The organism is Leifsonia sp. NPDC077715, from assembly GCF_040686855.1.
Lineage (GTDB): Bacteria > Actinomycetota > Actinomycetes > Actinomycetales > Microbacteriaceae > Leifsonia.
The window spans coordinates 1,312,197-1,332,335 of sequence record NZ_JBFBOG010000001.1 but is presented as its reverse complement, the minus strand read 5'-3'; the positions used below and the strand labels follow the sequence as shown (position 1 = coordinate 1,332,335).

General features: G+C 71.1%; 21 protein-coding genes. 19 read left to right on the top strand and 2 right to left on the bottom strand.

Annotated elements, in window-relative coordinates; all coding sequences use genetic code 11:
• The first annotated feature begins 51 nt into the window (after positions 1–51).
• From AB0P25_RS06600 to AB0P25_RS06570, 7 genes are all read left to right on the top strand, one after another.
• On the top strand, positions 52–546 hold the full coding sequence (locus AB0P25_RS06600) for a DUF4383 domain-containing protein (protein ID WP_363806144.1): 495 nt from the start codon (positions 52–54) through the stop codon (positions 544–546).
• Between the two features lie 8 nt (positions 547–554).
• Positions 555–1,796 carry a cytochrome P450 gene (locus AB0P25_RS06595; protein WP_363806143.1) on the top strand — a complete coding sequence of 414 codons (1,242 nt, stop codon included), beginning with the start codon at positions 555–557 and terminating at the stop codon, positions 1,794–1,796.
• Entirely contained in the window at positions 1,793–2,764 is a 972-nt protein-coding gene (locus tag AB0P25_RS06590) for a glycosyltransferase (RefSeq protein WP_363806142.1), read from the top strand. The genes AB0P25_RS06595 and AB0P25_RS06590 overlap by 4 nt, the downstream gene beginning before the upstream one ends.
• Before the next feature lie 85 nt (positions 2,765–2,849).
• Entirely contained in the window at positions 2,850–3,857 is a 1,008-nt protein-coding gene (locus AB0P25_RS06585; protein ID WP_363806247.1) for an iron-containing redox enzyme family protein, read from the top strand.
• The gene (locus AB0P25_RS06580) at positions 3,854–4,060 is read left to right on the top strand and encodes a CDGSH iron-sulfur domain-containing protein (protein ID WP_064110306.1); all 207 of its coding nucleotides are present in this window, start codon (positions 3,854–3,856) and stop codon (positions 4,058–4,060) included. Before AB0P25_RS06585 ends, AB0P25_RS06580 begins: the two co-directional genes overlap by 4 nt.
• A 149-nt stretch (positions 4,061–4,209) precedes the next feature.
• Positions 4,210–4,689 carry a CinA family protein gene (locus AB0P25_RS06575; protein WP_363806141.1) on the top strand — a complete coding sequence of 160 codons (480 nt, stop codon included), beginning with the start codon at positions 4,210–4,212 and terminating at the stop codon, positions 4,687–4,689.
• Complete coding sequence (locus AB0P25_RS06570; protein ID WP_363806139.1) at positions 4,686–5,198, top strand: DUF6328 family protein; 513 nt, start codon at positions 4,686–4,688, stop codon at positions 5,196–5,198. The genes AB0P25_RS06575 and AB0P25_RS06570 overlap by 4 nt, the downstream gene beginning before the upstream one ends.
• 5 nt (positions 5,199–5,203) lie before the next feature.
• Here the strand turns inward: AB0P25_RS06570 and AB0P25_RS06565 are convergent, their stop codons facing one another.
• Positions 5,204–5,989 carry an aquaporin gene (locus tag AB0P25_RS06565; RefSeq protein WP_363806138.1) on the bottom strand — a complete coding sequence of 262 codons (786 nt, stop codon included), beginning with the start codon at positions 5,987–5,989 and terminating at the stop codon, positions 5,204–5,206.
• Between the two features lie 242 nt (positions 5,990–6,231).
• Here AB0P25_RS06565 and AB0P25_RS06560 point away from each other — a divergent pair, with 242 nt between their 5' ends.
• From AB0P25_RS06560 to AB0P25_RS06540, 5 genes are read left to right on the top strand one after another with little or no spacing between them, the layout of a single operon-like run.
• Positions 6,232–8,601: a nitrate reductase gene (locus tag AB0P25_RS06560; protein WP_363806137.1), complete on the top strand. Its 2,370-nt coding sequence runs from the start codon at positions 6,232–6,234 to the stop codon at positions 8,599–8,601.
• On the top strand, positions 8,598–9,059 hold the full coding sequence (locus tag AB0P25_RS06555; protein WP_363806135.1) for a hypothetical protein: 462 nt from the start codon (positions 8,598–8,600) through the stop codon (positions 9,057–9,059). Before AB0P25_RS06560 ends, AB0P25_RS06555 begins: the two co-directional genes overlap by 4 nt.
• Entirely contained in the window at positions 9,059–9,643 is a 585-nt protein-coding gene (locus tag AB0P25_RS06550) for an NTP transferase domain-containing protein (RefSeq protein ID WP_363806134.1), read from the top strand. Before AB0P25_RS06555 ends, AB0P25_RS06550 begins: the two co-directional genes overlap by 1 nt.
• Complete coding sequence (locus AB0P25_RS06545; protein ID WP_363806132.1) at positions 9,630–9,926, top strand: DUF6457 domain-containing protein; 297 nt, start codon at positions 9,630–9,632, stop codon at positions 9,924–9,926. Before AB0P25_RS06550 ends, AB0P25_RS06545 begins: the two co-directional genes overlap by 14 nt.
• The gene (locus tag AB0P25_RS06540; protein WP_363806131.1) at positions 9,923–11,098 is read left to right on the top strand and encodes a molybdopterin molybdotransferase MoeA; all 1,176 of its coding nucleotides are present in this window, start codon (positions 9,923–9,925) and stop codon (positions 11,096–11,098) included. The genes AB0P25_RS06545 and AB0P25_RS06540 overlap by 4 nt, the downstream gene beginning before the upstream one ends.
• 296 nt (positions 11,099–11,394) lie before the next feature.
• Here the strand turns inward: AB0P25_RS06540 and AB0P25_RS06535 are convergent, their stop codons facing one another.
• Positions 11,395–12,291, bottom strand: a complete 897-nt coding sequence (locus AB0P25_RS06535) for a glucose 1-dehydrogenase (protein ID WP_363806130.1) — start codon at positions 12,289–12,291, stop codon at positions 11,395–11,397.
• A gap of 150 nt (positions 12,292–12,441) precedes the next feature.
• On the opposite strand from AB0P25_RS06535, the gene AB0P25_RS06530 reads away from it, so the two are divergent.
• From AB0P25_RS06530 to AB0P25_RS06500, 7 genes are all read left to right on the top strand, one after another.
• Positions 12,442–13,443 carry an SIS domain-containing protein gene (locus tag AB0P25_RS06530; RefSeq protein ID WP_363806129.1) on the top strand — a complete coding sequence of 334 codons (1,002 nt, stop codon included), beginning with the start codon at positions 12,442–12,444 and terminating at the stop codon, positions 13,441–13,443.
• 10 nt (positions 13,444–13,453) lie between these two features.
• Positions 13,454–14,374, top strand: coding sequence for a PfkB family carbohydrate kinase (locus AB0P25_RS06525; protein ID WP_363806127.1), 921 nt, complete (start codon positions 13,454–13,456; stop codon positions 14,372–14,374).
• A 34-nt stretch (positions 14,375–14,408) separates the two neighbouring features.
• Positions 14,409–15,506: a LacI family DNA-binding transcriptional regulator gene (locus tag AB0P25_RS06520; protein WP_363806126.1), complete on the top strand. Its 1,098-nt coding sequence runs from the start codon at positions 14,409–14,411 to the stop codon at positions 15,504–15,506.
• Between the two features lie 229 nt (positions 15,507–15,735).
• Complete coding sequence (locus AB0P25_RS06515) at positions 15,736–17,058, top strand: extracellular solute-binding protein (RefSeq protein ID WP_363806124.1); 1,323 nt, start codon at positions 15,736–15,738, stop codon at positions 17,056–17,058.
• On the top strand, positions 17,055–18,035 hold the full coding sequence (locus AB0P25_RS06510; RefSeq protein WP_363806123.1) for a sugar ABC transporter permease: 981 nt from the start codon (positions 17,055–17,057) through the stop codon (positions 18,033–18,035). Before AB0P25_RS06515 ends, AB0P25_RS06510 begins: the two co-directional genes overlap by 4 nt.
• Positions 18,029–18,865 (top strand): carbohydrate ABC transporter permease, encoded by an 837-nt coding sequence (locus AB0P25_RS06505; protein WP_363806122.1) that lies wholly within the window; start codon positions 18,029–18,031, stop codon positions 18,863–18,865. The genes AB0P25_RS06510 and AB0P25_RS06505 overlap by 7 nt, the downstream gene beginning before the upstream one ends.
• 4 nt (positions 18,866–18,869) lie before the next feature.
• Positions 18,870–20,027, top strand: a complete 1,158-nt coding sequence (locus tag AB0P25_RS06500; protein ID WP_363806121.1) for an MFS transporter — start codon at positions 18,870–18,872, stop codon at positions 20,025–20,027.
• Positions 20,028–20,139 lie beyond the last annotated feature (112 nt).

Genomic DNA, 20,139 nt, shown 5'->3' with positions numbered 1-20,139 from the left:
CAGCCGCCTCTCGTGTGCGTGTTCCGTTCACGGGGACGGAAAGGAGTCACCATGACCACCGCAGATCACTCCGACCGGAGGTTCGCCGACCGTGACGACCGCCGCTACGCGGGGACGGCTGTCCAGAAGGCCGCTCTCATCGCCGGAATCGTCTTCCTCGTCGTCGGGCTCGCCGGGTTCATCCCGGGCCTGACCACCAACTACGACCAGTTGTCGTTCGCCGGGCACGACTCCATGGCCTTGCTGCTGGGCGTGTTCCAGGTCTCGGTGCTCCACAACCTGGTGCACCTCCTGTACGGCGTCGCCGGGATCGCCTTCGCGAGGTCGCGCATCGGGTCGCGCAACTACCTGGTCATCGGCGGCGTCGTGTACGCCCTGATCTGGCTGTACGGCCTGTTCTTCAGCGGCGACCACCCGGCCAACTTCGTGCCGGTCAACAGCGCGGACAACTGGCTGCACCTGATCCTCGCCGTCGGGATGATCGCGCTCGGCATCTTCCTGAGCCCGCGCGGCGCCGGCGTCGACCGCCCCGCGACCCGCGTCTGACGCGGCCGATGGGGGACAACACTCTGCGCTTCGTGCGCGACGGCTATCTGTTCGGCACCCGCGGTTTCCGGGCCGCGGGGGCCGACTCCTTCCGCACGCGCTTGCTCGGGCGTCCCGTGCTCGTCATGCGCGGGGCGGAGGCGGCGCGCTTCTTCTACGAGGGCGGTCGCTTCCGGCGTGAGGGCGCCATGCCGCGGTCGGTGCTGACGCTGCTGCAGGACGAGGGCAGCCTCCAGTCGCTCGAAGGTCGTGCGCACCGGTGCAGGAAGGAGCTGTTCCTCGGGCTGCTGACCGGGGCGTCGGGGGATGCGCTCGCCGCGAGGTTCGGTCAGGAGTTGCGCCGCCGCGCGGCGGTCGCGGGGGACCGGGTGGTGCTGCTGGACGTGTTCCACGACGTGCTGACGCGCACCGTGACCACCTGGGCGGGAGTTCCCGAAGACGTGGCCGACGACCTGCGCCGCACCGGCGTCCTCGCGCAGATGGTGGACGCGGCGGGCACGGTCGGGCCCGTGAACTGGGCGGCCCGCGCTCGGCGGGCGCGTGCCGAGCGGCTGATCGCCGACGCGGTCGACCGTGAGCGCGCGCACGGCACCGCGCCGCCGGGGTCGCCGCTCGCGGTCGTCGCCTCCTACGTCGAGGCCGGCGGACCGCTCCCTCCCGAGGTGGCAGCGGTCGAGCTCCTGAACCTGCTGCGGCCGACGGTCGCGGTCGGACGCTACCTGACCTTCGCCGCGCTGGCGCTGCACCGGCATCGCGGCTGGCGTGACGACCTCGCGGGGGGCGACGAGGCGGGAGTCCACTGGTTCGCCCAGGAGGTGCGGCGCTTCTACCCGTTCTTCCCGGTGATCGGAGGGCGAGCGACGCAGCGCCTCACCTGGCAGGGCGAACCGGTCGAGGCCGGCGACTGGGTGCTCCTCGACCTGTACGCGACGACCCACGACCCGGCGCTCTGGGACCAGCCGAACCGGTTCCTCCCGCAGCGCTTCGACGGAGCGACCGTCGACCGCAACGCCCTCATCCCGCAGGGCGGCGGGGACTACAGCGACGGGCACCGCTGCCCCGGCGAGCCGGTGACGATCGACCTGCTCGAGGTCGGCACCCGGATGCTCACGCGCGAGCTCGTGTACGACGTCCCGGAGCAGGACCTGCGGATCAGCCTGCGCACCTTCCCTGCGCGCCCGCGGAGCGGCTTCATCGTGACCGGACTGCGGACGACCGGACGGCATGTCGCCGAGCGGGCGGTGGCGTGAGGATCGACGCGGAGTACGTGCTGCCGCTGCGGTGGGACTCCGACGACGGCCTCGCCGGACTCGTCGCGTACCTCGACGGCCTCCGCGAGCTGGTCGATGTCACGGTCGTCGACGGGTCGGCGCCCGACCTGTTCGCCGCGCACGCCCGGTCCTTCCCCGTCGGGGTGCGCCACCTCCCCGTGGACCCGCGCCCAGGCCGCAACGGCAAGGTCGCGGGCGTGATGACGGGCGTCCATGCCGCACGACACGACCGGGTCGTGATCGCCGACGACGACGTGCGGTACGACGAGGGAGCGCTGCGGGCGGTGACCGGGATGCTGGACGCGGCCGAGCTCGTCCGCCCGCAGAACGTGTTCGTGCCGGCCCCCTGGCACGCGCGCTGGGACACCGGCCGCAGCCTCCTGAACCGAGCGCTCGGGCACGACTACCCGGGCACCCTCGCCGTGCGGCGGCGGGTGCTCGTGGGCGCTGGCGGGTACGACGGCGACGTGCTGTTCGAGAACCTGGAGCTCATCCGGACGGTTCTGGCCGCAGGCGGGACAGTCGCGACCGCCGACTGGATCGGGGTCGCCCGGCGTCCTCCCGCGCTGCGCCACTTCGTCCGCCAGCGTGTGCGCCAGGCGTACGACGACTTCGCGCAGCCCCTGCGGCTGATCGCCGAGCTGGCGCTCCTGCCGCTGGTGCTGCTGTCCCTCCGGCGTCCGCGCCGCATCCTCGCCGGAGCCGCGGCGGTCGTGGCGCTCGCCGAGGTGGGCCGACGCCGGGCGGGAGGCCGCCGTCTGTACCCCGCGACGGCCGCGTTGTGGGCGCCCGCATGGCTGGCCGAGCGCGCCGTCTGCGTGTGGCTGGCAGTCGGCGCCCGGCTGCGCGGCGGCGTCCGTTACTCCGACGGGCGGCTGCTGCGCGCCGCCACACCGCTGCGCGAGCTCCGCCGGCGTCATCGGCGTCCCCGTGAGCCCAAGCACTGAACAGGCCCTCTGGCAACCACTTGAAAGACCTCTCAGGCCCAGGTTGCCTCGGGATATGACACCACGCATCACCCCGAGGGGGCCGGTGAGCGAGGCGCTGCTGGAGGCGCTGCAGACCGATCCGTCCACCGCCTCCGACCAGGTCGCCGTCGTCGCCGACCGCACCGCCCGGGCTCTCGAGGCCCACCCCGACCTCCTCACCGACGAGGACCTTCAACTGAGCCTGTTCATCCTGTACGGCCTCCACTACGGCGACACCGTCGACGCCGACGACGAGTGGGAGTGGAACCCGGAGCTGCTGCGGACGCGTCGCACCATCGAGCGCGAGTTCGAGCGGCAGCTGCGGGAGCGCGTCCCCGTCGGCGACCTCCCGGAGCCGGACGCCGACGCCGTCGCCGCGTACCTGTTCGACCTGACCGCCGAGGACGGCGGGCCCAGCCTGTCCCGCTTCCTCGCCAAGAAGGCCACGGAGGAGCAGGCGCAGGAGTTCGTCATCCATCGCTCCATCTACACGCGCAAGGAGGCGGACCCGCACTCGTGGGCGATCCCGCGCCTCACCGGCCGCGCGAAGGCCGCGCTGGTCGAGGTGCAGTCCGACGAGTACGGGGCCGGACGCCCGGAGCGGATCCACGGCGAGATCTTCGGCCGCACCATGCGCAACCTGGGCCTGGACGACTCCTACGGCGCCTACATCGACAGCGTGCCGGCGATCACTCTGGCGTCGTTCACGATGATGTCGATGTTCGGCCTCAACCGGAGTCTGCGCGGCGCGATCACCGGCCACCTGGCCGCGTTCGAGATGACCTCGTCCATCCCGAACCGCTTCTACGGCAACGGCTTCCGCCGCCTCGGCCACGACGAGGACGTCACCTGGTACTACGACGAGCACGTCGAAGCGGATGCGGTGCACGAGCAGATCGCCGGGCGCGACCTCGCGGGCGGTCTCGCCGAGCAGCATCCCGAACTGCTGCCGGACATCGTCTTCGGCGCGGCCGCGTGCCTCTACGTCGACGGGCTCGCCGGGCAGCACCTGCTGGAGAGCTTCGAGGCCGGCCACAGCTCGCTGCGCCGGCCGCAGGCGGTGCTCGCATGACCGCGCACGAGGAGGAGCCGGTCATCGTCGCCTGCCCGGACGGACCGCTCCTGGTCCGCGGGCACATCGACCTGACGACACCGGACGGGACGCCCATCGAGCAGCATCGCCGCACGGTGGCGCTGTGCCGCTGCGGCGTCTCGACCATCAAGCCGTTCTGCGACGGCAGCCACAAGGCCGTGCACTTCCGCACGGACACCTGACCGAGAAGAGAGGGAACACCATGTCCGACCCCCAGAACACCGAAGGCGACCGCCACGACGAGGACACCCAGGCGGAGCAGCAGATCGTCGACAAGCCCTCGCAGGCCGAGGGCGACGAGGGCGACTCCGACAACGGCTAAGGTTCCTGCATGACGACGGAAGAAACCACCGACCTCGGCGAGCGGATCGCCGATCTGGCCTCCTCCGCCGGCACCACCATCGCGGTCGCCGAGTCGCTGACCAGCGGCGCGATCGCGTCGGCGCTCGGCGCCTCGCCGCAGGCGGGCGACTGGTTCGCCGGCGGCGTCGTCGCCTACTCCGAGCACGTCAAGTTCGACGTGCTCGGGGTGACGCCCGGTCCGGTGATCACGGCATCCTCTGCCGAGCAGATGGCCGCGGGCGTCGGGAGGCTGCTGAGCGCCGGATTCGTCGCCGCGGTCACCGGCGCCGGAGGCCCCGGTACCCAGGAAGGCCGCGAGGCCGGCACCATCTTCCTGGCGCACGGGCGGCCGGACGCACTGCGGGTGGACGAGCTGCACTTCGACGGCGACCCCGAGGAGGTCGTGCACGCGACGGTGGACGCCGCCCTGAACGCCCTCGCGCGCGATCTCGAGGAGGTCCGCGGATGAGCGGGGCGGAGGGTGTCGACGCCGACCCGGGCGACGGCCGCAACGAGACGGCGACCCAGCGGGCGGACCGCAACTGGAACGAGCTGCTGCAGGAGTTCCGCGTCTTCCAGACCGGCACGCAGATCCTCGCCGCGTTCCTCCTGACGCTGCCGTTCCAGCAGCGCTTCACGGAACTCCACCCGTTCGACGTGGTCGTCTATCTCGTCCTGGTGTTCCTAGCGGTGACGGTCACTCTGCTCGCGCTGGCGCCGGTCGCCCTGCACCGGCTGCTGTTCCGGCAGAAGGCGAAAGCCGAGCTGGTGGGTCTGGGCAGCAAGCTGCTCATCATCTGCCTGGCGGCCGCATCCCTCCTGTTCACCGGAATCGTGCTGTTCATCGTCGATTTCCTGCTGGCTCCGCCGGCCGGCATCATCGCGGCGGGCTGCGTCTTCGTGGTGCTGATCGTCATCTGGGTGGTGCTGCCGCTCGTGGTCCGGAGTCAGCACAACCGCCACATCCAGGGCCGCTGACCCGCTCAGGCCTTGTCGGGGCGGAACGTCTCCGTCTCGAGCACGCCCTGCGCGGCTTCCGAGCCGCTGCGCCCGCCGCCGTACCCGCGGAGGACGAACGCCAGCCCCACGGCGACCACGGCGCCCGCCAGCGGTCCGGCGATGTAGACCCAGTACGACGAGAAGTCGAGCGCGAGCAGGTCGGGCCCGAAGGTGCGGGCCGGGTTCATGGATGTGCCCGACACCGGGCTGCTCCACAGCCCGGCCAGCGCGATGTAGCTCCCCACGCCGATAGCGCCGACGACGCCCACGTTCTGCGCGCCGGAGGCGGTGCCCAGGATGACGCTCACGAGCCCGAGGGTGAGCAGCGCCTCGAACAGGAACGCCTGCCAATCCGTCGCCTGGCTCGCCGGGTAGTTCGATCCGTACTTCGCGGAGACGTTCAGCGCCGCCTGGAGGAACCACGCGGCGAGCGCGGCTCCGCCGAGCTGGGCGATGATGTAGCCGGGCACGCGCCACCACGGGAAGTCGCCGCGGAGCGCGAAGGCGAGCGATACCGCCGGGTTGAGGTGCGCTCCGGACACCTTGCCCATGAAGAGGATGATGCCCAGGACCATGAGCCCGGGTGCGACGACCGCCGCCGTCCGGCTGATGCTGCCGGGGTAGGCGTGCCCGACCATCCCGCCGCCCGCCGCGACGATCACCAGCAGGAAGGTGCCGAACACCTCCGAGACCAGGCGCCGCCACTCCTGGCGCGGGTTCTGGAAGTCGGCCAGCGGCTTGACCACCTCGGTTTCGTACCACCGCTCCACGCGGCTCCGTATGTCCGTTCGCACCGCACCTTGCTCGCTCATCGTTTCACCAATCCGAGCGTGGACGAGGCGGTTCTCCGCCGCCAGGGCCGGGCGCCCTGGGCCCGGCGCGGGAAGTGTAATGCTGCGGTGCGCCGGCGTGACAGACGGCATTCGCCCACCGCACGGCCACCCCTCGCACACCCTCGTTTGCGTCCGCGCAAGGGGTTGTCCGCGCCGGACGCCGGGCGCACCCTCGCATCATGGATCAGCGAACGACGACGTCCGCCGGGGATTCGTCCCGGATCGAGGACGTCTGGGGAGCGCGCACCCCATACGCGCGCGGTGACCACTGGCCCGAGCGCGCCGACCAGGCGCTGGAGGCCGGGCTGACCGAGGCCGACGTCGACCGCTGGGTGCGGAGCGCCTGCGTGCTGTGCAGCAACGGCTGCGGCTGCGACATCGCGGTGAAGGACGGGCGGATGGTCGGCATCCGCGGCCGCACCGACGACCACATCAATCACGGCAGGCTCGGGCCGAAGGGGCTGTACGCCAGCTGGCAGGGGATGCGCGGCCGCGACCGGCTGGAGCATCCGCTGATCCGCCGCGACGGCGAGCTGGTGCAAGCCACCTGGGACGAGGCGATGGAGGCGATCGTCCAGCGCAGCAGGCAGCTCCTCGATGAGGTCGGCCCGCTCAGCCACGGGTTCTACACCTCCGGTCAGCTGTTCATCGAGGAGTACTACGCGCTGGCCGTCCTCGGGAAAGCCGGGGTCGGCACCCCGCACATGGACGGCAACACCCGCCTCTGCACCGCGACCGCGGCCACCGCGCTCAAGGAGACGTTCGGGGCGGACGGTCAGCCCGGCTGCTACGAGGACATCGACGAGTGCGACGCGATGTTCCTCTGGGGACACAACCTGGCGGCGACGCAGACCGTCACCTGGTCGCGCGTGCTCGACCGGCTCGCCGGTCCCAACCCGCCGCGGCTCGTCGTCATCGACCCGCGCACGACCGCCACGGCTCAGAAGGCCGAGGTGCACCTAGCGCTCAAGCCCGGCACCAACTTGGCCCTCCTCCTGTGCCTCGAGCGCGAGCTCATGGTCAACGGCTGGGTCGATCAGGACTTCGTGGACGCCCACACCGTCGGCCTGGAGGAGTTGCAGGGCCAGGTCGAGGAGTGGACGCCGGAGCACGCCGCCGAGGTGTGCGGGCTGGACCCGGCGGACATCCGGCGCGCAGCCCGCATCTTCGCCGAGTCGCCCCGGGTGCTGTCGACAGTGCTTCAGGGGTTCTACCAGGCGCCGCAGGCGACGGCGTCCGCGTGCCAGGTCAACAACCTCCACCTCCTGCGCGGGATGATCGGCAAGCCCGGCGGCGGCATTCTGCAGATGAACGGGCAGCCGACCGCGCAGAACAACCGCGAGTGCGGCGCCGACGGCGACCTCCCCGGCTTCCGCAACTGGGAGAACCCCGACCACGTGCAGCAACTGGCCGATCTGTGGGGTGTCGACTCGCTGAAGATCCCGCACTGGGCTCCACCGACGCACGCGATGCAGCTGTTCCGGTACGCCGAGCAGGGCTCGATCTCGCTCCTGTGGATCTCGGCCACCAACCCGGCGGTGTCGCTGCCGCAGCTCCCGCGCATCCGGGAGCTCCTGGCGAAGGAGGACCTGTTCGTCGTCGTCCAGGACCTCTATCTGACCGAGACCGCGGAGCTCGCCGACGTGGTGCTCCCGGCCGCCGGCTGGGGCGAGAAGACGGGGACGTTCACGAACGCGACGCGCACCGTCCACCTCTCCGAGAAGGCGGTCGAGCCGCCGGGGGAGGCGCGAGCCGACCTCGACATCTTCCTCGACTATGCGAAGCGGATGGACTTCCGGCGCAACGACGGCAGTCCGCTGCTTCCCTGGGAGGGGCCGGAGGACGCGTACCGCGCGTGGCAGGACGCCTCCCGCGGCCGGCCCTGCGACTACACCGGCATCTCCTACGACGACCTGCGGCGCGAGTCCGGCATCCGCTGGCCTCGTCGGCAGGGCGAGACGGAGAGCGTGCAGCGGCTTTACGCCGACGCCGACTTCCCGTCGCACCCCGAGTACTGCGAGAGCTACGGGCACGACCTGCTCACCGGGGGCAGCGTGGGCCAGGTGTCGTACAAGGCGCTCCGCCCGGATGGACGCGCGATGCTCAAGTCGGCGCCGTACAGCGAGCCGCACGAGCCGCCGGACGACGAGTACCCGCTGCGCCTGACCACCGGCCGGAGCGTCTACCACTTCCACACCCGCACCAAGACGGGTCGCACGACCGAGCTGGTCGAGGCGGCGCCGGAGGTGTGGCTGGAGCTGGCGGCCGAGGACGCGGAGTCGCGCGGCATCGCCGAGGGCGACGTCGTCGAGGTGGTCTCGCGCCGCGGCCGCATCGTCGCCCCGGTGCGCGTGACCGGCATCCGGCCGGGCGCCGTCTTCGCGCCGTTCCACTACGGGTACTGGGATGCGCCTCCCGGTGCCCAGGAGCGGCGACCGACGGCGGCGAACGAGCTGACGATCACCGAATGGGACCCTGTCTCCAAGCAGCCGATGTTCAAGTCCGGCGCCGTGCAGGTGCGGCGCCTCGAGGAAGGGGCGCAGTCGTGAAGCTCCCGGTCTACGTGACGCTGCTCGCCGAGTCGGAGTCGACCCTCGCCCGGTCGTACCGGCAGGTCGCCGACGCCCACGGTGATGAGCCCGACATCCACTACCTCTGCCTGACGCTCGCGAAGCAGTGCGAGAACCACCGGCAGAAGCTCGACGAGGTGATCGAGCGGATCGGCCGCGCGTCCGCGGACGACGGGCCCGAGCGCCTGCACGCCGACGCGATCGAGGAGGCGCGTTCCGGCCCGCTCGGCGTGCTGCGCGACCTGCAGGACCTCTACCTGCTGGCGAGCCTGACCGACGTCACGTGGACGGTGGTGAAGCAGGCGGCGCAGGCCCTCGTCGACCACCACCTCCTCGACATCGTCGAGAGCTGCGAGAAGGAGACCTCCGTGCAGCTGCGCTGGCTGATCACCCGCATCAAGCAGGCCGCGCCGCAGGCGCTGATCGCGGCGAAGTGATGGGCAGGGCAACGGCGGTGATCGTCGTCGCGGGCGGACGGTCGAGCCGCTTCGGCACGGACAAGCTGCAGCACTGCATCGGCGGGCGGACTCTGCTCGAACGGACCGTGGATGCGGCCCGCGCCTGCGCGCCGGTCGTCCTGGTCGGTGCGGTCGACGCGCCGCCCGGGGTGACCGTCGCGGTCTCCGAGTGGCCGCGGTGGGGCGGCCCGTGCGCGGCGATCGCGGCGGGGGTGGATGCGGTGCCCTGCCTCCATGGGGACGTGCTGATCGTGTCCGCCGACCTGGCCGATCCCGGCGCCGCGGTGTCCGCGCTGCTCGGGATCGACGGCGGCGTGCTGATGGATCCCGATGGGCGCCCCCAGTGGCTGCTCGCCAGGGCGCCGCTGGGTGCCCTGCGCGGGCGCGTCTCCGCACTCCGCGCCGACCGGCCGACGCTCACGGGTGCGTCGGCCGCCGCCCTCGTCGGCGTGATCGAATCCCGGCACACGGTCGACGCGCGGGTCTGTGCAGACATCGACACCCCGTCCGACCTGCCGCAGGCGGCCGACCCTTCGAAGGAGCTGCTTCATGGAACCGTCTGAGCTCGACGACTGGGCCGCCGAGGCCGCGGCCGCGGTCGGCGTGACCCTCCAGCCCGCCGACATCGCCGCAGTCCTCGACCTGGCACGGGACGCGGCCCACGGCGTCGCCCGACCCGCCGCACCCCTCACCACCTTCATCGCGGGCATGGCGGTCGGTCGCGGACAGCCGACCGCCGAGGCGATCGCAGCGCTGGTGGACGCGATCGGCCGGCGGAGCGAGCCCGACGGCGCCCCGTCCGACGCTGGCCCGTCCGACCCGGCTACGGACGGCCGGCCTTCGTGACCACCTGGCGCGAGGCCCGCGACATCGCCGCCGCCCTCGGCCGCGACGCGCCGACGCGCGTCCTGACCGTTCCGCTCGCCCGCGCCGCCGGCCTCGTGCTCGCCGGCGATGTCCGCTGCGAACGTCCGCTTCCCCGGTTCGACAACTCGGCGATGGACGGCTGGGCGGTCGCAGGCGACGGCCCTTGGCAGGTCGGGGAGCCGGTGCTCGCGGGCAGCATCCCGCCCTCCATCCCGCTCCAGCCCGGACAGGCCCGGCCGATCGCGACCGGCGCCCCCGTCCCTCCCGGCACGCTGACGGTGCTCCGGAGCGAGGATGCGATCAGCGAGCCGGAGGCTGACGGCAACGTGATCGACGCGCTGGCGACTCCCGACCCGGGATGCGACATCCGTCGCGCGGGCGAGGAGGCGGTGCCGGGGGAGACGCTGCTGCCGGCCGGTGCCGTCCTCTCGCCGCCCGGTGTCAGCCTGCTCGCCGCTGCCGGCGTGACCGAGGTGGATGTTTCGGCGCCTCCCCTGGTGACCTTCGTCGCGATCGGCGACGAGCTCGGCGCCCCGGAACTGGACCCCGGCCACGTGACCGACAGCCTGACGCCGATGATGCCGTCGCTGCTGGGGGCCCTGGGCGCGCGCTGCGCCACGACCGCGCGTGCCCTCGATTGTCCCGCCGATGTCGCGACCGCCATCGGCCGCGCCCGAACCGAGACGATCGTCACCTCGGGCGGCACCGCCCACGGTCCAGCGGACCCGCTGCGGGCGGCGCTCGATCGACTGGACGCGCGCATCCTGATCGACGGCGTCGACCTGCGCCCCGGCGGATCGGTGCTCCTCGCCCGCCTCCCCGACGGGCGGCACGTGCTGTCGCTGCCCGGCAACCCGCTCGCCGCGGTGATCGCCCTGCTCATCCTCGGCTGGCCGTTGCTGCAGGCGCGGATGGGACGGGACGTCCCCGCGACGACCCCCTGCACCGCCCCGCTGCAGACCGCCCTGGCCGGCATCGCGCCGGCCGACGGCCGCGGGCGGGCGGTCGCCTGCGTGCTCGCCGACGGTGTCCTCACCCCGGTGCCGCACCAGCGGTCCGGGATGCTGCGCGGCATCGCCGCCGCGACGCACCTCGCCCTGGTCCGCGGCTCCCGCGGCGAACTCGTGCGCCTCCCCTGGGCCTGCACCTGACGGTCCCCGCCGCAACCGCTGTACCCACCCCCGCGGCCCCATCGCCACCCCCGCGCTGCATCCACACCCGCCGCCCCATCGCCACCCCGCGCGAAAAGGAGGACATCCGCGTCCAGCCAGCCCGAATCTCCTCCCACCATGGTCAATCAGGGCACTCCAGCCGCAGTTCTCCTCCCTTTCGCCCCCGGCGGATCGCCGCCGTCCGGGCGCCCTACCGGCGTGAAACGGAGGAGTCCCGACTCCATGCGCCCTCACACGCACGAAACGGAGGAGACCAGGGGGCTCACCCACCCGATCTACGGCGTCGGCATACCTCCGGTCACCGCCAGGGTCTCGCCGATGACGTAGCTCGACTCGGGCGACGCAAGGAAGACGTACGCGGGCGCGAGCTCCGCCGGCTGGCCCGGGCGTCCGAGAGGCGTCTGCTGCCCGAACTCGGGGATCGCCTCGGGCGGCTGTCCCTTGCTGACCTGCAGCGGCGTCCAGATCGGTCCCGGCGCGACCGCGTTCACGCGGATGCCCTTGGGCGCGAGCTGCTGGGCGAGCGCCTTCGTGAACGCGTTGATGGCGGCCTTCGTCGTCGCGTACTCGACCAGGGTTTCGCTCGGCGAGTACGCCTGGATGGACGTCGTGTTGATGATCGTCGCGCCGGCCGGCAGGTGCGGCAGCGCCGCCCGCGTCAGCCAGAACATCGCGTAGATGTTGGTCTTCATCGTGTGATCGAACTGCTCGTCGTTCACGTCGGTCAGGCTCTCGGTCGCGATCTGCTTGCCGGCGTTGTTGACGAGGATGTCGATCCCGCCGAGCTCGTCGAGGGCCCGCTTCACGACCTCGTCGCTGAACGCGCGCTCCTTGAGGTCGCCGGGGATGGTGACGGCGGTGCGTCCCGCATCCCGGATCAGTCCCGCGATGCGCTGCGCGTCCTCCTCCTCTTCCGGAAGGTAGACGATCGCGACGTCGGCACCCTCGCGTGCGAACGCGATCGCGGTGGCGCCGCCGATCCCGGAGTCGCCTCCGGTCACGATCGCCTTGCGGCCGTTCAGGCGGCCCGAGCCGACGTAGCTGTGCTCGCCGTGATCGGCCCGCGGCTGCAGGTCGCTCTCGAGGCCCGGCTCGGGCACCTGCGTCGGGTCCGGATGGATGACCGGGTAGCGGTCCACGGGGTTGTCGAAGGTGAACTGGTTCTCTGGCATGCCCCTACGCAAGCACGCACGCGGCTCCCCGTCCCGGGCTGGCGACACGTGGACGCGAGGGGTAGGCGCTGTTGCGCATCCCGTTTCCATGTGCCAGCATTGAGACGAATTGATACCGGTACCAAAAACTGGATCGGTGGAGGGAGACACATGCTGGGCTTCAACGAAGAGGAATACCTGGAGCAGGTCCGCAGCACCGTTGCGCTGCGGCCGCAGATCGAGGAGCTGGCCGAGCGCGTCAGCGCCGGACGCTGGAAGAACATCTACTTCATCGGCGCCGGCGGCACCTACGCCGCCGCGCTCCCCTACGAGCGCTTCTTCCAGACGCACTCGTCCTTCCCGGTGCGCGCCGTCATCGGCAAGGAGTTCGTGCTCGCGCCGGACCCGCAGTTCGGCCCCGACACGGTCGCGATCTTCGCCTCCGTGTCCGGAACCACCGAGGACATCCTCGAGTGCGTCGAGTTCGCCCGCGAGAAGGGCGCGCTCACCATCGGCTTCACCGGCTACCCGGAGAGCCCCATCGCGTCCGCCGTCGACGAGGTGCTGCTGTCGGCGCCGAAGGCGTGGCCGTTCGACGTCCAGTTCCTCACCTTCGCGGCCAAGTTCCTGTCGCTCCGCGGCGAGTTCGACGGCTACGACCGCCTGGTCGCGGACCTCGAGGCGCTGCCCGAGGCCCTGATCGCCGTGACCGAGCAGGCGGACCCGATCGGCCAGGCCTTCGCCGAGAAGCACGCCGAGAACGACTACCACTTCCTGACCGGCGCCGGACAGCTGTGGGGCTTCACCTACCTCTACTCGATGTGCATCCTCGAGGAGATGCAGTGGCTGACCACCACGCGCGTCCACGCCGCCGAGTTCTTCCACGGCTCGCTGGAGCTCATCGAGAAGGACACGAGCATCATCGTGTTCGCGGGTGAGGACGAGACCCGGCCGCTCACCGACCGCGTCATCTCCTTCTCGAAGGAGTACAGCGACGACGTCACCGTCATCGACACCAAGGACTACGCGCTCCCGGGCGTGAGCGACGAGTTCCGCGGCCTGCTGGCGCCGATCGTCGTGGACGCTGTCGTCGACCGCTTCAGCAAGCACCTCGCCCAGGTGCGCGACCACTCGCTCGACCTGCGCCGCTACTACCGCGTCGTGGCGTACTGAGCAGGCGCCGATGAGCACGGTGCGCGTCCTCGGTCTCGGGGACAACATCGTCGACCGGTTCGTCGACCGCGGCGTCGAGTATCCGGGCGGGAACGCGGTGAACGTCGCGGTCTTCGCCCGGCAGCTCGGCGCTGAGGCGGCGTACCTGGGGGTCTTCGGCGACGATGAGCAGGGGCGCTTCGTGCGTGCGGCCATCGAGGACTGCGGGGTCGACACCTCGCGGTCCTCGGTGCGGCCGGGACCGAACGGGATCACCGAGATCGAGACGGTGGACGGCGAGCGCCGCTTCCTGGGCTGGAACCAGGGCGGCGTCACGATCAGCGATCCTGTCCGCCTCGGCGAGGAGGATCTGCGCTACATCTCCGGCTTCTCGCTGGTGCACTCGAGCGCCTACTCGGGCATCATCCCGGAGCTGCCGAAGCTGGCATCCACGCGGGTGCTGCGCTCGTACGACTTCTCGTCCGAGCCCGAGTACCGCACGACGGAGTACCTGGACGCGGTCGGCCCGTGGATCGACCTCGCCCTCGTCTCGCTCGGCGGGCTGTCCCGGACGGACACCTGGGCAGAACTGCGCCGCATCGCATCGCACGGGCCGTCGCTCGTGCTGGGGACCCAGGGGGACGACGGTGCGGTGCTGTTCGACGGCGACGCGTACTACTACTCCGATGCGGCGCCGGTGCCCGGTCCGTTCGTGGACACGATGGGATGCGGCGACGCGTACGTGAGCGCGTTCGTGGTTGAATTGCTCCGATCCGGCTGGCGCAGGAACGCGAGGGCCGGCGGCGCCGCTCTTCATCGGTCGATGCGGCGGGCGGCGCAGTACGCCGCGCGGCAGTGCACGGTCGAGGGCGCGTTCGGTCACGGGCGCGCGGTCGACCTGGCCGCGCGGGTCGGCTCGCTGCCGCCGGTGACGGCGGGCGACGCGGGCTAGGGCGAAGGCCGCCCCGGATCAGGAAGGGGTGGCGATGTCCACGGAGCGGGACCACCGCACTCCCTCGCCGACGATCTCCGAGGTGGCGGCCGCGGCCGGCGTCGGCCGCGCGACCGTCGCCCGGACCCTCGGCGGCTACGGGTCGGTGAGCCCGAAGACGCGGGACCGCATCCTCGCCGTCGCCAAGGAGCTCGGCTACCGGCCGAACTCGATCGCTCGCAGCATGACGACGGGCGAGACGCGCACGCTGGGCGTGGTGCTCGCCGACGTCGGCAACCCGTTCTTCGCGGGCGTGCTGCGCGGCATCAGCGACGCCGCGCGCAAGGCCGACTACGACGTGATCGTGCTGAGCACGGACGAGAGCCTGCAGCAGGAGGCGGCGGCGATCGACGTGCTCGTCGACAAGCAGGTCGACGGGATCGCGCTCGCGCCGGCGGCCGGGCGCTCCGCGTCCCTCCCGCACCTGGAGATCGTCGCCAAGCGCGAGATCCCGCTGGTGCTGCTCGACCGTCTCGTGGACACGGTGGATGCGGACGCGGTCGTCATCAACAACCGCGAGGCGTCGCGCCAGGCCGTGCTGTCCCTGATCGAGAAGGGGCACCGTCGGATCGGCTTCGTCTGGGGCCCGGTCACGAACGAGCCGGCGGCCGACGCGGACGACCTGCGCCGCATCCTGGACCACGCCCTGTGGTCGGACGGCGAGCGCCTGCTCGGGTACCTGGAGGCGCTGGAGCACGCGGGCATCCCGTTCGACACGTCGCTCGTCACGCACGTGCTGAAGAACGAGTCGCAGGCGACCCGGGCGGTGCTCGGGATGCTGGCGCTCTCGGACCCGCCGACCGCCATCTTCGCGACCGAGACGGATGCGCTCACCGGCTCCCTGCGCGCCATGCGGCAGCGCGGGCTGCGCTGCCCGGAGGACGTGTCGCTCATCGGCTTCGACGACAGCTCGTGGGCGAGCGTGATGACGCCGCCGATGTCCGTCGTCGCCCAGCCGATGCACCAGCTCGGCGAGCTGACCGCCGAGTGCCTGCTCGCTCGCGTCGCCGGCAGCGAGGCGCCCGTGGCCACCCACGTCCTCGAGGCCGACTTCATCGAGCGCGACTCCGTCGCCCCGCCCCCCGCCCGCTAGCCCGCCCCGCGCGCTAGCCCCCTCCCAACCCACCAGCCGCCGAAGGGCAGCTAGTTGCGGTCGACACGCCGTGCAGGTGTGCAACAAGCTGCACTTTGCGCATTCTTGGACGATGTTGATACCGGTACCAAAATCCCGTATAGTCATCGCAATCGGTCGCGCGAACGCGACCCACGATCCAAAGACGGGTCAGCGGACGAACCCCACCGCACGACCCGCACGACGGGAGATGAGCGTGAAGAAGACCAGGACCATCACGGCAGCGGCAGCGGGCGTCATGGCGCTCGCGCTCACCGCCTGCTCCTCGGGCGGCGGCGCCAGCGCCGACATCACGGCCAAGCCGGACTACTCTGGCAGCATCAGCATCCTCACCGCCGCCGCGGGCGACCCGCTCGGCTCGTACTTCGAGGATCTGGTGAAGGACTACAAGAAGCTCCACCCCGACGTGAAGATCACGCTGGCGCAGGAGACCGACGACAACGCGATCAAGGACAAGGAGAAGGTCCTGATCGGCTCGCAGTCGCTGCCCGACATCTACTTCAGCTACGCGGGCAACTGGGGCGAGAACTTCGCAGCCAACGGCCTGGCGGTCGACCTCACCTCGGTCATCGCTCCGGGCACGGCCTGGGGCGACACCTTCGGCGAAGGATCGCTCAACGCCTTCAAGTACGACGGCAAGTACTACGGCATCCCGCAGTACGTCGACGGCAAGTTCATGGGCTACAACAAGAAGATCTTCTCCGACCTCGGTCTCGACGTGCCGAAGACGCTCGAAGAGCTCATCTCGGACTGCTCGACCATCAAGGCCGCCGGCATCACGCCGATCGCGTTCGGCAACAAGGACGGCTGGCCAGGCCTCCACTACCTCGGCCAGCTCTTCGCGTACGACGTCCCGCAGAAGACCCTCGAGGCCGACCTGCTGCCGAAGACCGCGACGTACACCGACGACGGCTACCTGGAGGGCATGAAGCAGTTCCAGGAGCTGGTGACCCAGTGCACCGGCGACGCGGGCAACTCCAACGGCGTCACGTACACCACCGCTCAGCAGCAGCAGTCGACCGGCAAGGCGGCGATGTACTACCAGGAGCTCATCGAGTTCGACTCGGTGAACACCGACGACAGCCAGCTCAAGAAGGACGGCTTCGGCATCTTCCAGCTGCCCGCCGCCGAGGGCGCCAAGGGCGACACCTCGACGCTCGAGGCCGCCCCGGAGGGCTACATGATCAACAAGAAGAGCAAGAACGCCGCGCTCGCCCTCGACTTCATGAAGTTCGTCATGAACACGAAGAACGCGACCACGCTCTCCTCCCCGCCCTACGGCCAGCCGAGCGCGGTGAAGGATGTCGTGACCGACCAGACGTCGAGCCCGGCCGTCGCCGAGGGCACCAAGCTCGTGAACGATGCGAAGTCGACCGTCGTCTGGCTGGACATGGCCAACGTGCCGTCCGTCGGCGACGCGTGGGTCTCCGTCTCCGAAGGTCTCGTCTCCGGCAGCCTCACCCCCGAGGCCGCGCTGAAGGCCGTGCGACAGGCGTCCGAGAAGGCGAAATGACCACCACCCAGGCCCCACAGGCTCCCGTCCGGCCGCGGCTCGACCGCGGCCGGACGGCCCCGGCCCCAGGCCGCGTCGCCCCGAAGGCGGCGAAGCGGGGCCCCGCCCGCTGGCGCGGCCTGATCTGGCTGGTCCCGGCGCTGGCCGTGCTGGCGATCTTCGTCTACTGGCCGCTCCTCCAGAACATCGTCTTCAGCTTCCTGAAGTGGAACATCTACAGCGGCGACCAGACCTTCGTCGGCGTGGACAACTACACCGAGCTGGCGCAGGACCCGATCTTCTGGAAGGCCCTCGGCAACAACGTCTGGTACGCCGCGATCTCGATCGTGTTCCAGGTCTTCGGCGCCCTCGTGCTCGCCGCCATCGTGGAAAGCGTGCGCAGCGAGCGCTGGCGCAAGGCCTTCCGCGCGATCTACTTCATCCCATCGGCGATCTCGCTCACCGTCGCGGGCCTGCTGTTCTACTTCATCTACCAGCCGCAGACCGGCCTCCTGAACGTCTTCCTCGACAACCTCGGCCTCGGTCAGTTCTCCCAGGCGTGGCTCGGCCACGAGGGCACGGCGATCTTCGCGATCATCGCGATGAGCCAGTGGCAGGGGTTCGGCTACAGCGTGCTGCTGTTCTCGGTGGCGCTGCAGCGCATCCCGCAGGAGCTGTACGAGGCCGCGAACCTCGACGGCGTCGGCCCGGTACGCCGGTTCTTCCAGGTCTCGCTGCCGCTCGTGCGCGAGATGACCGGCCTCATGATGATCGTCACGATCTCGGGCGCTTTCCAGGTCTTCAACGAGGTCATGGTGATGACCAGCGGCGGCCCGAACAACTCCAGCCAGGTGCTCGGCACGTGGCTGTACCACGCCGGCTTCGTCACCAACGACTTCGGTTCGGCCGCCGCGATCGGCGTCGCCATCTTCGTCATCACGCTGCTGCTGGCCGCGGCGCAGCTCGCCTACTCGCGCAAGAGGAGAGTGGAATGGTAGCCCTCGCCCGTCTCGGCCGCGGTGTCCGCACCGCCCTCATGTGGGCGCTGCTCATCGCGCTGGCCGTCCTCGTCCTCTATCCGCTGCTGTGGATGGTGACCAACGCCCTCAAGACGAACGCCGAGCTGTTCGGCAACCCCTTCGCGCTCCCGACCGAGTGGCTGTGGCAGAACTTCGGCAAGGCGTGGAACCAGGGTGTCGGCGACTTCGTCTTCACGAGCGTGTCCCTGACGGTGCTGGCGACGCTCATCACGGAGCTGATCAGCGCGTGGGCGGCGTACGGGCTGACCCGCGTGAACATCCCGCTCAACCGCACCTTCACCGTCATCGTGCTCGCCGGCCTCATGCTCGCGCCGACCGTCGCGCTCATCCCGCTGGTCAAGCTGTTCCAGGCGTGGGGACTCTACGACACATTCCTCGGCCTGCTGATCCTCTACACCGCGTTCCGCATCCCCTTCACGGTCTTCCTGATCCGGGCGTACATGCTCGACCTGCCGCGCGAGGTGGATGAGGCGGCCTCGATCGACGGCGCCTCACGCGCCGCGACGTTCTGGCGCATCATCCTCCCGATGAGCATGCCGATCATCGCGACCACCATCGTGCTGAACGTGCTGCAGAACTGGAACGAGTACCTGTTCGCGATGATCTTCACCAGCGGCACGGGCGTCCAGACGCTGCCGGTGGGCCTGGCCGACATGATGTCGAAGAACGGCACCCAGTATCCGGTGGTCTTCGCCGGGATGGTGATGGCCGCGCTGCCGATGGTGATCCTGTTCTTCGTCTGCCAGCGCTACTTCGTCCGCGGTCTCGCGGGCGGCGTGGGCAAGTAGCGAGGTGCGGACGTACCTGGAGCTCGTCCGCGTCCCCGGCGTCCTCCGGGTCACCGTCTCGCAGCTGGTGGCGCGGTTCCCGCTCGGGATGCTGTCGCTCGCCGTGCTGCTGCACGTGCGGCACGCGACCGGATCGTATGCGCTGGCCGGCCTGGTCGTCGCCTGTGTGAGCGTGGGCGAGGCCATCGCGATGCCGCTGGTGAGCCGGTCGGTCGGCGTGCTGGGCATCCGCGGGCCTGTGCTGGCCGCAGCGCTGCTGAACGGCACGGGGATGCTCGTCCTCGCGTTCGGGCCCCCGGCGCCGGCCCTGATGCTGGTGCTCGGCGGCGTGATCGGGGCGTCCGTCCCTCCACTCATGCCGGTGGTGCGCGCGCTGTACCCGCGGCTGGTGCCGCGGCGGGCGGTCCCGGCGCTGTTCGCGCTCGACACCTCGGCGCAGGAGCTGATCTGGATCACCGGGCCGGTCGCCGCGACGCTGCTGAGCGGCGCGGTCTCGACGAAGGCGCCGCTCGTGCTGGCCGCGGCCGTGACGTTGGTCGGGACGGTGTGGTTCGTGCTCGCGCCCCATATCGCCGGTGTGCGGCTGCCGCGGAGCGCGTCCCGTCCCGGCGCGGTGCTGCTCACTCGCGCGGTCCGGCTGGCGGCCGCCGCGAGCTTCGCGCTCATCGCGTCGTTCGGGGCGTTGGAGCTGGCGCTGATCGCGCGGTTCGACGGCGACAGCGTTCTCGCGGGGGTCGCGATCGCGGTCTCGAGCCTCGGCTCGCTCGTCGGCGGGGTCGCCTTCGGGCACCGGCGCATCGGCCCCCGCACGCTGGCCGCGATCCTGGGCGGGGTCGCGGTGGCGACGGCCGCGGCCGGGCTGGTGCCGGGCATCCCGCTGCTCTACGCGGTGCTGTTCCTCTCGGGGCTGGGCTTCGCGCCGTCGCTCGCCGCGCTCTACGCGATGGTGTCCGCCGCGCTGCCGGAGTCGTCGACGCCGGAGGCGTTCGGCTGGCTGAACACCGCCGGCCTGATCGGCGCCGCGACCGGAACGGCCGTCGCCGGCGTCCTCGGCGACGTGCTCGGCCCCGCCGGACCGTTCGTCGCGGCGACGACCGCCTCCGTGGTCGCCGCGCTGCTGCCGCTCGCGCCCGGCCTTCGCCCGCGCCCGGCCGCCGCCTGACGCTCGAGCAACCATCTGGTGGTCGCAACACGCCGTTACGACACCGTCCATAACGGCGTGTTGCGACCTGTAGCTGAAGCGGATCGCGGACGGGCGTCACGATGCCGCCGGA